The following is a 14,106-nucleotide window of genomic DNA, read 5'->3' as shown; positions in this document are numbered from 1 at the left end:
TTGCGTTATCGGAGCAGCCGCCCGCGACTTGAGGCGGGGGCGCGCGGCGCAGCCGCGCCTCAGCCGCGTGACTGCGCCTCGCGCGCGCGCAGCTCGGTCTTCAGCACCTTGCCGTAGTGGTTCTTCGGCAGCGCGTCGACGACGCGGTACACCTTGGGCCGCTTGTAGCGCGCGATGTGCTCGAGGCAGTGCGCGTCGAGCCGTGCCGCGAGGTCGTCGGGCGGCACGCCGCGCGGCACGACGTACGCCACCAGCGACTCGCCCCATTCGGGGTCGGGGCGGCCGACGACGGCGACCTCGGCCACGGCCGGGTGCAGCAGCAGCGCCTCCTCGACCTCGCGCGGGTAGACGTTGTGGCCGCCGCTGATCACGAGGTCCTTGCTGCGGTCGAGCAGCGTCAGGAAGCCCTCGTCGTCAAGGCGGCCGATGTCGCCGGTGTACAGCCACCCGTCGTGGATCGCCGCCGCGGTGGCGTCGGCGTCGCGCCAGTAGCCGGCCATCACGACGTCGCCGCGCACGCACACCTCGCCCGGCGTGCCAATGGGCAGTTCACGGCCGTCGGCGTCGCGGATCGACAGTTCGACGTTGGGCTGTGCGACGCCGACCGATGAGGCTCGCTCGGCCCAGCGCGGGTGCGCGCGGTCCTCGAGGACGTGCCTCGCAAGCACGGTGATCGTCATCGGACTCTCGCCCTGGCCGTAGATCTGCGCCAGGTGGGGCCCCAGCACCTCGCGCGCGGCGACGAGGTCGGCGAGGTACATCGGCGCGCCGCCGTAGACGACGGTGGCCAGTCCCGACGTGTCGGCGCCGTGCTCGCGCGCGTGCGCGGCGAGCCGGTTGACGAGCGTCGGCGCGGCGAAGAACGACGCGCGGCGCCAGTGTGTGGCCAGCGCGAACACCTCGGCGGCGTCGAAGCCGCCGCTGGCCGGCACGACGTTGACGCCGCCCGCGATTACATAGGGCAGGTGGTACATGCCGCTGCCATGGCTCAGCGGCGCCGGGTGCAGGCAGGCGTCGCCCGGCTGCAGCGGCTGCACGGTGGCGAGGTACGCCATCGCGCACTCGCGCAGGTTGCGCGGCGTCAGCGTCACGCCCTTCGGCCGGCCGGTGGTGCCCGAGGTGTAGAACAGCCACGCGGCGTCGCCGGCCGCGCGCTCGACGGGTGCCGGCAGCGCGGGGCCGTGGCGCCACGGCGCCGGCTCACCGGAGACGTCGTGCATCGCGCAGCCGTCGGGCACGAAGCCGGCGAGCGCCTGCGCATGCGCGCCGTCGACGAACACCCGCCTCGCGCCGCTGTGCTGCAGGATCCAGCCTGCTTCGCGGCCGTGCAGGCGCTCGTTGATCGGCACGACGACGCCGCCCGCCCACCACGTGCCCCACAGCGCGAGCAGGTACTCGGGCGCATTGCGCAGGTACAGCCCGACGCGGTCCCCCGGCGCGAGGCCGGCGGCGCGCAGCCAGCCTGCGGTGCACGCTGCGGCGTCGGCGAAGTCGCGATAACTGTGCGTGACGGCAGGCCCGCAGCCCAGCGCCGGGCGCGCGGCGTGCAGCCGGGCACTGCGCTCGAGCCACAGGGCGGGGTTCATCGCAACTCAGGGGATAGGGGCGGGTCGGACGCGCCGTATCGTAGCCGGCGTTGCGGCACGCGGCCGCGGCGGACGGTCGTCAGTGCCGCGGCGGTGAGGCGACCGGCGCGACGGCCACCGCCGGTGGCGCGTCGACGCGCGGCGCGCGGCGCGAGCGCAGGCTCCAGTCCCACAGCCGCTCGGACGGCAGCGGCAGCACGAGGAACCAGTGCTCGAGCACCGCGAGCGACAGCAGCGTCGCGGCGAAGACCAGCCCGGCGGCCGCGGCGTCGGCAATGCCGTCGGCGAACGCGGCCTGCCACAGCAGCGCGGCGACGACCGTCGAGGCGAGCACCGACAGCGGGAACAGCGAGTTGCCCGGCGCGCGGCGGAAATAGGTCTGCAGGTACGCCAGGTGCGGCGGCAGGAAGCCCTCGTTGAGGTTGCGCACGCCGAGGAAGATGTTGAGCTTGGCGCTCTGGCGCATGACCCACAGGATCACGTAGGTCCACAGGCCGACCAGGTTCTCGCCCCCCCACGTGGCGGCCAGCACCGCCGCGAACAGCACGACCAGCGCCAGTTCGTGGTGCAGCACGGCCTGCACCGCGTAGCGCAGGCGCGGCCAGCCCTGTGCGCCGAGCGGCAGCGGCTCGCGCCGCGAACCGGTGACGACGCCGAGCAGGAACGCGATCTCCTGCCACGCCCACACGACGACGCCGCAGGTGAACGCAAGGTAGGCGCCGGTGAGGCGGGTGTCGTCGCGCGTCGCGTACAGCCCGAGCAGTGCGAGCAGCAGCAGCGCGGTCGCGACGGCCAGCGTGACCTTGAACGTGCGCCGCGGCAGCCCGTCGAGGTAGAGGATGACGCCGGTGCTGAACCACCACACGAACAGCGTGAACAGCACCGGGCCGAGGTACAGCGTCATCGGCGGACTCCGGAGGCGGTGGGCTCACCACGCCGGCTGCAGGCGCACCTGCTGCGGCAGCGCGTGCGACTTCACCGGCAGCAGGTACAGCCGCGCGAAGGTCAGCGCCGCGCCCGCGCTCCACCACGCGCGCTGCACCTGCCCGACGACGCCGCCGCGCGCCGTCGCGTCGGCGGCCTTCGACATGCAGGCGAACAGCCGCTGCATGCCGGCGCGGAACGCCGGGTGGTCGATGTCGAGCGAGATCGGGAACACCTGCTTGCTGATCTCGGTCGTGATGCGAAACACCGTGTAGTCATACTCGGTCGACGCGAGCCCCATCGCCTCGTGCAGCTGCGGCCTCATGTGGTCGCGCACGTACATCGTCGCGAACACGGCGAGCAGGAAGAAGCGGATCCACAGCAGGTTGCCGCCGCGCAGCAGGTGCGGGTGGGCACGCATGATCAGCGCGAAGCTCTCGCCGTGGCGGAATTCGTCGTTGCACCAGCGCTCGAACCAGCGAAAGATCGGGTGGAACCGCTTGTCGGGGTGGCGCTCGAGCTGGCGGAAGATCGTGATGTAGCGCGCGTAGCCGATCTTCTCGGACAGGTACGTCGCGTAGAAGATGTACTTCGGCTTGAAGAAGGTGTACTTCTTCGTGCGCTTGATGTCGCCGAGGTCCACGCCCATGCCGTAGTCCTTCAGCGACTGGTTGATGAAGCCGGCGTGGCGCGACTCGTCGCGCGCCATGTACTCCATCAGCTGCTTCACGTCGGGGTTCGTGACGTGCTTCTTGATCTCGTTGTAGAGCACGCAGCCGCTGAACTCGGAGGTGATCGAGCTGATCAGGAAGTCCTTGAACTCGCGGTCGAGCTCGGGCGGCAGCTCGCGGATCTCGTCGCGGAACGCCGCGTCGCGCTGGAAGTGATCGTGGTTGTTGTCGCCTTCGTACTCGGCCATCATCGCGTCCCACTCGGCGCGCACGGGGCCGACGTCGAGGCGGTCGAAGGCGGCGAAGTCGGTCGTGTAGAAGCGCGGCGCGATGATCGAGTCGGCGCGTGCGCGCGCGGTGGCCTCGGCCGAGACGCCCTTGGGCACGGGGGCGGTGGTAGTGTTCATGGCGGTCTCCGTCGTCGGGGGGCGTCAGGGCCTGTCGCGTGCCATCAGCTGCGCGAAGGCGGCGGCGTTGGTGGGGCCGAACGAGCCGAGGTCGACCCGGCGGCCGGTGCCCGGGTCCTCGAGCGTCATGCGCCCGTCGGCGTGGGCGATCAGCCGAAACGGCAGGTCGGCGCCGACGTCCTGGCGCTTGCGCTCGCGCGCGAGCCCGCGCATCGTGCCGCGCAGGAAACCGTGGGTGCCTGGCTCGATGTGACGCACGAGGCGGCCGTCGCGCGCGTCGTAGACGTCGATGCCGCCGTCGTCGCGGTCGGCGAAGCGCAGCTCACGCTGCTCGACGACGGCGGCGGGGGGCGTCGTCGCCGCGCCGATGCCGGTCAGCCGCACGAACGCGACGACGAGCACGACGCCGACGATCATCGCGCCGGTCGCGCGCAGGATCGCGGTGGGGAACGGCGGGTGGACGTGGCTCGGCGAACCCATGAGGCCTCCTTCGTGTCAGACGGCGACGGCCGTGCCGGCCGCGGGTACCGACCGCCCGGGCACCGGGGCATCGGCCAACGCCGGCCGCGGCTGGCCGGCCGAGGCTGCCAGTGCGTCGGCCACCAGTCGGGCGGCGCGATCGACGTCGGGCAGCGCGCGCAGCATCGGCTGCGGCTGGCGCACGAACCAGGGCCGCGCGTGCGGCCACAGGTGCAGGTAGGCGATGCGGTCCGGGCCCGACAGCGCGAGCATGATGTCGCCGCTGCCGTCGCGGTGGCGGCGCAGCGCGGCGCTGGCGATGCGCGACAGCGGCAGGTTGAACGCGATGCCCAGCACGACGCCCACGCGCATCACGATGCGCCGGTCGGTCAGCGTGTAGACGGTGGTGCGCGCCATCAGCCAGCCGATGAGCAGCAGCAGGCCGATCGCGACTGCAGCCAGCGGCAACGTCCACGCCGCCGCCGCGAGCGCCGCACCGGCGCCGCCGCCGGCGGCGAGCACGTCGGCGACGCGCCAGGCGAGCAGCAGCGCGAAGTAGACGGCGACCTTGCGCACGTGCAACGCGTCGATGGCCAGCCGCTGCCAGCGCGGCGCGCCCTGCCAGACGATGTGCTCGCCGGCGGGCAAGGCTTCGGGCAGGCCGCGCACCGGTTCGAAGTCGTGTTCCATGCCGCTCATCGGGGTCTCCAGGCGGCGCGGGCCGCCGCAGGCGTCACAGCAGGGGCTCCTGGCGCTGCGGCGTCGCGTACAGCGTGCCGGCGCCGTAATAGGCCATGATCTTTTCTTCCTCGAGCAGGGTCACGAGGTCGGGGTGCTTGGTCGTCGGCACGTCGGCGAACTGGTGGGCGAGCAGCGAGCGCACCCGCACCTTGACGGTGCGGTCCTTCATGCGGCCGAACAGGAAGTCGCTCAGGCTGCCGGGCGCGTTGATGCGCGTGAAGTTCATCGGCAGCAACACGCGCTTGCCGCCGGGCAGCTCGACCTCGAGGTAGCGGAACACGGCTTCCGAGCGGTCGACCCACAGGTCCACGACGGTGCCGGCGACCTTGCCGTCGTAGGCGATGACGGGCGCGCCGCGCGGGTCGGGGTCGCCATGCGCGACGTCGTGGTCCGGGTCGTTGCGCAGCGGCACGATCTTCGGCTGCCCGTCGAGCGTCAGGTCGGGCACGTCGGCACGCATCGCGTACGCGCCGGGGCCGACGCCGGCCTTCATCGGGTCGCCGACCGGCTCGATCGGCGCGCCGAGCCAGGGGGCCGCCGGGCGTGCCGAGTAGGCCGGCTCGGGCTTGTGGTAGCTCGGGGCCTGGAACGTCGAGCCGTCGCGCAGCAGGAAGGTCTTGGGCGCCGGGATCGGCGGGAAGCCCTGCACCTTCACGTGCTTCGAGCGCTCGTTCTCGAGCGGGTAGCCCTCGCGCTTGTTCTCGCGGTGCAGGTAGAAGATGAGCGCCGCGAAGAACGCCCAGAAGACGTAGAGCACGATCTGCGCAACGTCGATGTAGCCTGTCAGAGCGCCGGTTCCCATGGTGTTGGCCTCCTGTCGAAAGTGCGTGCCGCGGGTCAGCCGGGAAACTCGGCGAGCCCGAATCGGGGGGTGGACGTGGACGACGACGGCACCTCGCGGCGCAGTCGCACCAGCGGGCCGATCGCCACCAGCGTGGCGAACAGCAGCGCGATCTCGAGGTGGTAGACGAAGCTGTAGCCGACCGTCGGCGACACCAGCGCCGGGCCGAGGGCGCCGCCGGTGGCCAGCGCCGAGACCCCGTCGCGCAGCGCACCGCCGGCCGCGATCGCGAGCCCCGACGCCGTGGCCTGCACGGCGCCCCAGGCGCCGAGCGCGATGCCGTTGCGCGCGCCGCCCTGCGCGAGGTCCATCGCAGCGATCAGCGTGGCCACTGCGAACAGCCCGCCGCCGAAACCGATGAAGGCCACGCCGACGCGAAACAGCGCGACCGAGCCGAGCGGGTCCGCGAAGATCACGGCACCGAACGCGGCGATGCCGGCCAGCGCGCCGCCGGCGGCGAGGCGGCAGGGGTCGGAGCCTTGCCTGAGCCAGCGCGCGGCGAGCGCGAACGCGGCGAGCGAACCGCCGGCCAGCAGCGCCGTCAGCGACGTCGTGGCGCCGACGCCCAGGTGCAGCACCTGGCCGCCGTAGGGCTCGAGCAGGATGTCCTGCATGCTGAACGCCGCAGTGCCCAGTCCGAGCGCGACGAGCAGCCGGCTCGCGCGGCCGCCGGCCGTGAACTGCCGCCAGCTGGCGCGAAACGTCGGCCGGGCCCGCTCGGGGGCCGTCTCGCGCGGGCGGCGCGGCTCCTGCTTCCACAGCGCGATCAGGTTCAGCACCATCGTCGCGAGCGCGACGCCCTGGATGATCTGGATCAGCTTGACCTGGCGGAAGTCGGCCAGCAGCGCGCCGAAGCCCAGGCTCGCGACGACCATGCCGGCGAGTAGCATCACGTACATCAGTGCGACGACGCGCGGGCGCGTCGCCTCGGGCGCGAGGTCGGTGGCCAGCGCCAGCCCGGCGGTTTGCGTCGTGTGCAGCCCGGCGCCCACCAGCAGGAACGCGAGCGCGGCGCCGAGCTGGCCCCACCGCAGCGGCCCGTGCGCGTCGCCCGACAGCACGAGCAGCGCGAACGGCATGATCGCGAAGCCGCCGAACATCAGCAGCGTGCCGAACCAGAGGTAGGGCACGCGCTTCCACCCGAGCAGCGAGCGGTGGTGGTCCGAGCGGTGGCCGATCAGCGCGCGCAGAGGCGCGAACACGAGCGGCAGCGCGACCATCGTCGCGACGAGGAACGCCGGCACGCCGAGCTCGACGATCATCACGCGGTTGAGCGTGCCGTTGAGCAGCACGAGCGCCATGCCGACCGAAACCTGGAACAGCGACAGCCGCAGCAGCCGCGGCAGCGGCAGCTCGGCGCTGGCCGCATCGGCGAACGGCAGGAAGCGCGGGCTGACGCGCCGCCAGCCGCGCACGAGCTGCGACGACAGGGTCGGGCGCGCGGCGGGCGTGCTCATCGGTGCACGAGCTCCAGCGCCTGCGAGGTGTAGAAGCCGCTGGCCACGCGCAGCGTGCGCGCGGCCGACCAGTCGGCCAGCAGCGGCTCGGCGCGCAGGCGGTGGTGCAGGTCGGCCTCGGCCACTGGCTCGATCGCGGGCGACCGGTTGCCGCGCGGGAACCACTGGCCCACCGCGTGCATCGCGGCGAGCGCCGGCGTGCGCGGCGCGAACGTGAACACGATCGACACGCGCGTGCGCTGCGCCAGCGCAGCCAGCACGCGCACCGCGTCGGCGGTGCGGTAGTGGATCAGCGAGTCCATCGCGACGACGTGGTCGAACGCGCCGAGCGCCGGGTCGAGCATGTCGCCGCTGCGCAAGTCGATGCGCTCGCGCAGCTCGGCCGGCAGCCGCTCGCGCGCGAGGTCGACCAGCGTCGGCGACAGGTCGATCGCGACGACGTGCGCGCCGCGGCGCGCGGCGTCCACGGCCAGCGCGCCGGTGCCACAGCCGGCATCGAGCAGCCGTCGGCCGCTGAGGTCCGCGGGCAGCCACGACAGCAGCGTCGCACGCATGCGCTCGCGCCCGGCGCGCACGGTGGCGCGGATGCGGCCCACCGGCGCGTCGGAAGTCAGCCGCGCCCACGCGTCGGCCGCGGTGCGGTCGAAGTAGTGCTCGATCTCGCTGCGGCGCTGGGTGTACGTCTGCGCGCTCATCAGTCGAAGCCCAGGAGGTCGAAGATCTCGCGGTCCTTCAGTGCCGCGGGTGCGATCGGGTCGGTGCCGGCCCACAGGCGGGCGGCGAGACGCAGATACTCCTGCTGCACCGCCTCGACCTCGGGCGAGGGGTCCATCTCGAACAGCGTGGCCTTCTTCAGCCGCGACTGGCGGATCGCGTCGAGCGCCGGGAAGCGCGCGAGCGTGCTCAGGCCGACGCGGTCGTTGAACTTGTCGATCTGGTCGGTCGCGTCGCTGCGGTTGGCGATCACGCCGCCCAGGCGCACGTGGTAGTTCTTGGCCTTCGCGCTGATGGCCTGGACGATGCGGTTCATCGCGAAGATCGAGTCGAAGTCGTTGGCGGTCACGATCAGCGCGCGGTCGGCGTGCTGCAGCGGGGCGGCGAAGCCGCCGCACACGACGTCGCCGAGCACGTCGAAGATGACGACGTCGGTGTCCTCGAGCAGGTGGTGCTCCTTGAGCAGCTTGACGGTCTGGCCCACCACGTAGCCGCCGCAGCCGGTGCCCGCCGGCGGCCCGCCGGCCTCGACGCACATCACGCCGTTGTAGCCCTCCCAGACGAAGTCCTCCGGGCGCAGCTCCTCGGCGTGGAAGTCGACCGACTCGAGGACGTCGATCACGGTCGGCATCAGCTTCTTCGTCAGCGTGAAGGTGCTGTCGTGCTTCGGGTCGCAGCCGATCTGCAGCACGCGCTTGCCGAGCTTGCTGAACGCGACGCTGAGGTTGCTCGACGTCGTGCTCTTGCCGATGCCGCCCTTGCCGTAGACGGCGAACACCTTCGCGGTGCCGATCTTCAGGTTCGGGTCCATCTGCACCTGCACGCTGCCCTCGCCGTCGGGGCGGCGCCCGGGGTTGGCGGCGCTGCGCTTCAGGTCGGCCAGCGCGACGGTGGCGACGTTCATGCGGGGGCTCCCTGGTACACGCCCTCGAGGCGGTCCTCGAGTTCTTCGTTGGCTTCGCGCAGCGCGTCGAGCGTCTTCGCGTCGGGCTGCCAGTACTGGCGTTCGCAGGCCTCGAGCAGCCGGCTCGCGAGCTTGGCCGACGCGGTGGGGTTCAGCCGCGCGAGGCGCTCGCGCATCACCGGGTCGAGCACGAAGGTCTGCGTCAGCTGTTGGTAGACCCAGGGCTGGACCTGGCCGGTGGTGGCCGACCAGCCCAGCGTGTTCGTCAGGTGCACCTCGATCTGGCGAACGCCCTCGTAGCCGTGCGCGAGCAGGCCCTCGTACCACTTCGGGTTGAGCATGCGCGTACGTGTCTCGAGCGCGACCTGCTCGGCGAGCGTGCGCACCGTCCCCTCGGCACTGCGCGTCTGGTCGCCGATGTACACCGGTGCGAGCGCGGCGCCGTCGCCCAGCCGCGCGCGCTTGGCGCGCTGCACCGCGCGGCTGATGCCGCCGAGCGTGTCGAAGTAGGTGTCGATCGTCGTGACGCCGAGCTCGACCGAGTCGAGGTTCTGGTACGCGAGCTGCACGCCGGCGAGCACGCTCTGCAGCAGCGCCGGCTGCTGGCGCGGGCGGCCGCTGCGGCCGTACGCGAAGCCCTTGCGGCGGCTGAAGGTCTCGGCGAGTTCGTCCTCGTCGTTCCAGCGGCCGTTGTCGACGAGGAAGTTGACGTTCGAGCCGTAGGCCCCCTCGGCGTTGCCGAACACGCGCAGGCTCGCCGTCTCGAGGTCACAGCCGTGCTCGGCCTGGTACGCCAGCGCGTGCTTGCGCACGAAGTTGAGGTGTGCCGGTTCGTCGGCCGCCGCCGCGAGGTACGCAGCCTCGGCCAGCAGGCGGGTCTGCAGTGGCAGCAGGTCGCGGAAGATGCCCGACAGCGTGATGACGACGTCGATGCGCGGGCGCCCGAGCTGTTCCAGCGGGACCAGCTCGGCGCCGGCCAGCCGCCCGTAACCGTCGAAGCGCGGGCGCGCGCCGACGAGGGCCAGCGCCTGCGCGATCGGCGCGCCTTCGGTCTTCAGGTTGTCGGTGCCCCACAGCACGAGTGCGACCGACTCGGGCAGCGCGTGGCCGTCGGCGGCGTGGCGGTCGAGCAGGCGCTGCGCCTGCCGCGCGCCGTCCCGGATCGCATAGGCGCTCGGGATGCGGAACGGGTCGAAGCCGTGCAGGTTGCGGCCGGTCGGCAGGATCTGCGGCGTGCGCAGCAGGTCGCCGCCGGGCGCGGGACGCACGAAGCGGCCGTCGAGCGCGCGCAGGATGCCGTCGATCTCGTGGTCCTCGGCGAGCAGCCTGGCGCTGTCGGCGAGCGAGCGCAGCACGTCGAGCGTGACGTCGCTGCCGGCGGCCAGCGCGAGGGCGTCTTCCGGGCTGTGACCGTCGACGAGGGCCTCGACGGCGGCGCGCGGCGGGCGCGCACCGTGCGCGGCCGCGGCCAGCGCGAGCAGCATGTCGACGCGTTCGGCGGCGCTGGGCACGCGGCCGACGACGTGCAGCCCGTGCGGGATCAGCGTGACCTCGAGCTCGAACACCTGCTGCGCGAGCTGCGCGACGCGCGCCTCGGCGTCATCGTCCCACGTCGGCTCGGCGGCGGCCATCTCGAGCTCGGCCGCCTGCGCCTGGATCAGCAGCGCGAGCTCGCGCCGCTCGTGGCTGGTGTCGGGCGGCAGCGCGCGCCAGCGCTCGATCGAGGCCTTCAGGTCGACGAGCCCCCGGTAGAGCCCGGCCTGCGCGACGGGCGGCGTCAGATAGCTCACCAGCGTCGCGGCGGCGCGGCGCTTGGCGATCGTGCCTTCGCTCGGGTTGTTCGACGCGTACAGGTACACGTTGGGCAGGTCGCCGATCAGCCGCTCGGGCCAGCACGAGCCCGACAGGCCGCACTGCTTGCCGGGCATGAACTCGAGCGCGCCGTGCGTGCCGAAGTGCAGCACGGCGTCGGCCTTGAAGTCCTCGCGCAGCCAGCGGTAGAACGCGCTGAATGCGTGCGTCGGCGCGAAGCCGCGCTCGAACAGCAGCCGCATCGGGTCGCCCTCGTAGCCCATCGCCGGCTGGATACCGACGAACACGTGGCCGAAGCGCTCGCCGAGGATCCAGATCGAGCGCCCGTCGCTGAGCTGGCGCCCCGGCGCCGGGCCCCACTGCGCTTCGATCTCCTTGAGCCACTTCTCGCGCCGCACGTGCTCGTCGGCCGCGATGCGCGCGTGCACGTTGGCCGGCGCGCCGAACTGCTCGGCATTGCCGTGGATGATGCGCTCGCGCAGCGCGTCGACGCTGGGCGGCAAGTCGACGACGTAGCCGCGTTCGCGCATTGCCGCCAGCGTGTTGTAGAGCGACTCGAACACGCCGAGGAACGCCGCGGTGCCGGTGTTGCCGGCGTTGGGCGGGAAGTTGAACAGCACGCAGGCGACCTTGCGCTGCGCGCGATCGCCGCGGCGCAGGTCGACGAGGCGCGCGATGCGCGCGGCAAGCGCATCGGCGCGCTCGCTGCAGACCTGCATGTCGTGGGTGCCGTCCACGTCGTCGAAGGTGCAGCCCTTGGCGCAGCCGGTGCAGCGCGTGTGGCCGGCGTCGGCGCGGCCGCCGAACACCATCGGGCTCGTCGAGCCGTCGAGCTCGGGAATCGCGACCATCATCGTCGCCTCGACCGGCATCAGGCCGCGCTGCGACGCGCCCCACTGCTGCAGCGTCTGGAACTCGACCGGCGCCACCGAGACGTAGGGCACGTCGAGCTTCGCGAGCGTCTCCTCGGCGGCGTGCGCGTCGTTGTACGCCGGGCCGCCGACGAGCGAGAAACCGGTGAGCGACAGCAGCGCGTCGATGACGGGCTGGCCGTCTTGCAGGAAGAAGCGCTCGATCGCCGGGCGTGCGTCGAGGCCGCTGGCGAACGCCGGGATGACGCGCAGTCCGCGCGCCTCGAGCGCGGTGATCACGCCGTCGTAGTGCGCGCTGTTGCCCGCCAGCAGGTACGAGCGCATCACGAGCACGCCCACCGTGCCGCGCTTGCCGCTCGTGGCCACGCGCGGCAGCGCCGCGACGCTGTCGGCGAGCCGCCCGTCGAGGCGCGGGTGGTAGACGCCGACCTCGGGGTACTCGACCGGCGGCTGCGGCTTCGCCACGCCGTGCAGCGCGCGCCGCGGCCCGGCGGCGTAGCGGTCGACGAGGTAGTGCACGAGGTGCGCCATGTTCTCCTCGGAGCCCGCGAGCCAGTACTGCAGGGTGAGGAAATAGGCGCGCACGTCCTGCGCCGGGCCGGGGATGAAGCGCAGCAGCTGCGGCACGCGGCGCAGCATCGCCATCTGGCGCGCGCCGGCGCTCGCCGACGCCGCGCCGTCCTTGCCGCCGCCGGCCTTGCCGCGCAGCTTCTTGAGCATCGCCATCAGCGGGCTCGCCGGCGCCGACATGTCGAACTTGCCCATGCGCGTGAGCCTGGCGACCTCGCCGGCGCACATCGCGCACACCATCGCGTCGCAGTGGTCGCGCCGGGCCTGCAGGGCGGGCAGCAGCGGCAGGAAGTGCTCCTCCATGAACAGCATCGTGACGATCACGATGTCGGCGTGTGCGATGTCGTCGCGGCAGCGCTCGAGCGCTTCGGGGTCGTCGCCCCACTCGGCGGCGGCGTGCACCGTGAAGTGCAGCCCTGGCAGCAGCTTCGCGAGACGCCGCTGCGCGCGCGCGGCGGCACCGACGATGTGGCTGTCCATCGTCACCAGCACGACACGGGTGTCGACCGCGCCGCTCGACGCGCCGGGCTCAGCGCTGGCTGAAGTGCGCTTTGGCGTCATAAAGGGTGTCGATCGTGATGGTGGTGAGACCGCGTTCGAGCGCGAAGCGCTCGGTGTTGCGCTTGGCCTTGCCACGGACGAAGAACGGGATCTTCTTCAGCTCGCACTCGGCGTCGGCGGTCCAGGCCGCGACGCCGGCGGCGTCGCTCGCAGGCGCCGTGGCCGGCGTTGCCTCGACGCTGGCGACCGTGGGTGGCGTGGCGGCTGCGGCGGCGGCCGGCTCGGCGCGCGGCGGGGCCGGGCGGCCGAGGTGCGACGGCGCGGCGTCCTCGTGGAACTCGAAGTCGCCGCGGAACATGCCGATCAGGTGCTCCTCGAGCCCCATCATCAGCGGGTGCACCCAGGTGTCGAACAACACGTTCGCGCCTTCGAAGCCCATCTGCGGCGAGTACCGGGCCGGGAAGTCCTGCACGTGCACCGGCGCCGAGATCACGGCGCAGGGGATGCCCAGGCGCTTGGCGATGTGGCGCTCCATCTGCGTGCCGAGCACGAGCTCGGGCTGCAGCTCGGCGACCCGGGCCTCGACCTCGAGGTAGTCGTCGGTGATCAGCGGCTCGACGCCGTACAGCGCCGCGGCGGCGCGGATCTCGCGCGCGAACTCGCGGCCGTAGGTGCCCAGGCCGACGACGGTGAAGCCCATCTCGCGTGCCGCGACGCGCGCGGCGGCCACCGCGTGCGTCGCGTCGCCGAAGACGAACACGCGCTTGCCGGTGAGGTAGGTCGAGTCGACCGACTTCGAGTACCACGGCGCGCGCGACGCCGAGGCGTCGGCGAGCACGGCCGAGGCGTCGACGCCGGCGAGCTGCGCGACCTCGGCGACGAACTCGCGCGTCGCCCCGAACCCGATTGGCACCGTCTTCGTCGCCGGCTGGCCGAACGTGCGCTGCAGCCACTGCGCCGCGGTGTGTGCGACCTCGGGGTAGAGCACGACGTTGAAGTCGGCGTCGCCGAGGCGCGCGAAGTCGGCCGGCGTCGCGCCCATCGGCGCGACGACGTTGACGTCGACGCCCAGGCGCGCGAGCAGCTTAGTGATCTCGGCGACGTCGTCGCGGTGCCGGAAGCCCAGCGCCGTCGGCCCGAGCAGGTTACAGCGCGGCCGCGTGCCGGGTGCGCGCGCCGGGCGCGTCGCGCCCTTGGGCTCGGCCGGGCCGGCCAGCGCGCGCACCAGCTGGTAGAACGTCTCGGCGGCGCCCCAGTTCTCCTTGCGCTGGTAGCTCGGCAGCTCGAGCGCCACCACCGGCACCGGCAGGTCGAGTGCCTTCGCGAGGCCGCCGGGGTCGTCCTGGATCAGCTCGGCGGTGCACGACGCGCCGACGATCATCGCCTGCGGGCGGAAGCGCTCGAACGCCTCGCGCGCGGAGGTCTTGAACAGCTCGGCGGTGTCGCTGCCGAGGTCGCGCGCCTGGAACGTCGTGTACGTGACCGGCGGGCGCTCGGCGCGGCGCTCGATCATCGTGAACAGCAGGTCGGCGTAGGTGTCGCCCTGCGGGGCGTGCAGCACGTAGTGCAGGCCCTTCATGCCGGTGGCCACGCGCATCGCGCCGACGTGCGGCGGGCCTTCGTAGGTCCAGACGGTGAGCTGCATCG

11 protein-coding genes are annotated in these 14,106 nt (G+C 72.6%); all 11 read right to left on the bottom strand.

What is annotated here, in order from left to right; translation table 11 throughout:
• Positions 1–59 precede the first annotated feature (59 nt).
• The 11 genes from DRV96_RS05770 to bchB all read right to left on the bottom strand — a co-directional run bounded on the left by DRV96_RS05770 (position 60) and on the right by bchB (position 14,104).
• Positions 60–1,586, bottom strand: a complete 1,527-nt coding sequence (locus DRV96_RS05770) for a class I adenylate-forming enzyme family protein (protein WP_119288775.1) — start codon at positions 1,584–1,586, stop codon at positions 60–62.
• Positions 1,587–1,665: 79 nt separating this feature from the next.
• Positions 1,666–2,490 (bottom strand): putative photosynthetic complex assembly protein PuhE, encoded by an 825-nt coding sequence (puhE, locus tag DRV96_RS05765; protein ID WP_119288773.1) that lies wholly within the window; start codon positions 2,488–2,490, stop codon positions 1,666–1,668.
• Between the two features lie 24 nt (positions 2,491–2,514).
• The gene (acsF, locus tag DRV96_RS05760; RefSeq protein WP_119288771.1) at positions 2,515–3,588 is read right to left on the bottom strand and encodes a magnesium-protoporphyrin IX monomethyl ester (oxidative) cyclase; all 1,074 of its coding nucleotides are present in this window, start codon (positions 3,586–3,588) and stop codon (positions 2,515–2,517) included.
• Between the two features lie 24 nt (positions 3,589–3,612).
• Positions 3,613–4,068, bottom strand: a complete 456-nt coding sequence (puhC, locus tag DRV96_RS05755; protein ID WP_119288769.1) for a photosynthetic complex assembly protein PuhC — start codon at positions 4,066–4,068, stop codon at positions 3,613–3,615.
• A 15-nt stretch (positions 4,069–4,083) separates the two neighbouring features.
• The gene (gene puhB / locus DRV96_RS05750) at positions 4,084–4,746 is read right to left on the bottom strand and encodes a photosynthetic complex putative assembly protein PuhB (RefSeq protein WP_119288766.1); all 663 of its coding nucleotides are present in this window, start codon (positions 4,744–4,746) and stop codon (positions 4,084–4,086) included.
• Between the two features lie 34 nt (positions 4,747–4,780).
• On the bottom strand, positions 4,781–5,590 hold the full coding sequence (gene puhA, locus DRV96_RS05745; RefSeq protein WP_119288764.1) for a photosynthetic reaction center subunit H: 810 nt from the start codon (positions 5,588–5,590) through the stop codon (positions 4,781–4,783).
• 35 nt (positions 5,591–5,625) lie between these two features.
• A complete protein-coding gene (locus DRV96_RS05740) occupies positions 5,626–7,086 on the bottom strand; it encodes a BCD family MFS transporter (protein WP_119288762.1) in 1,461 nt (486 codons plus the stop codon).
• Positions 7,083–7,781 carry a magnesium protoporphyrin IX methyltransferase gene (gene bchM, locus DRV96_RS05735; RefSeq protein WP_119288760.1) on the bottom strand — a complete coding sequence of 233 codons (699 nt, stop codon included), beginning with the start codon at positions 7,779–7,781 and terminating at the stop codon, positions 7,083–7,085. Before bchM ends, DRV96_RS05740 begins: the two co-directional genes overlap by 4 nt.
• On the bottom strand, positions 7,781–8,704 hold the full coding sequence (gene bchL, locus DRV96_RS05730) for a ferredoxin:protochlorophyllide reductase (ATP-dependent) iron-sulfur ATP-binding protein (RefSeq protein WP_119288758.1): 924 nt from the start codon (positions 8,702–8,704) through the stop codon (positions 7,781–7,783). Before bchL ends, bchM begins: the two co-directional genes overlap by 1 nt.
• Positions 8,701–12,438, bottom strand: coding sequence for a magnesium chelatase subunit H (locus tag DRV96_RS05725; RefSeq protein WP_235823299.1), 3,738 nt, complete (start codon positions 12,436–12,438; stop codon positions 8,701–8,703). The genes bchL and DRV96_RS05725 overlap by 4 nt, the downstream gene beginning before the upstream one ends.
• A 49-nt stretch (positions 12,439–12,487) precedes the next feature.
• Complete coding sequence (gene bchB, locus DRV96_RS05720) at positions 12,488–14,104, bottom strand: ferredoxin:protochlorophyllide reductase (ATP-dependent) subunit B (RefSeq protein ID WP_119288754.1); 1,617 nt, start codon at positions 14,102–14,104, stop codon at positions 12,488–12,490.
• Positions 14,105–14,106: the final 2 nt, after the last annotated feature.

The organism is Azohydromonas sediminis (assembly GCF_003574675.1).
Classification (GTDB): Bacteria; Pseudomonadota; Gammaproteobacteria; order Burkholderiales; family Burkholderiaceae_C; genus Calidifontimicrobium; species Calidifontimicrobium sediminis.
Note: the sequence above shows the minus strand (reverse complement) of the source record. Positions and strands in the feature narration are given on the sequence as shown.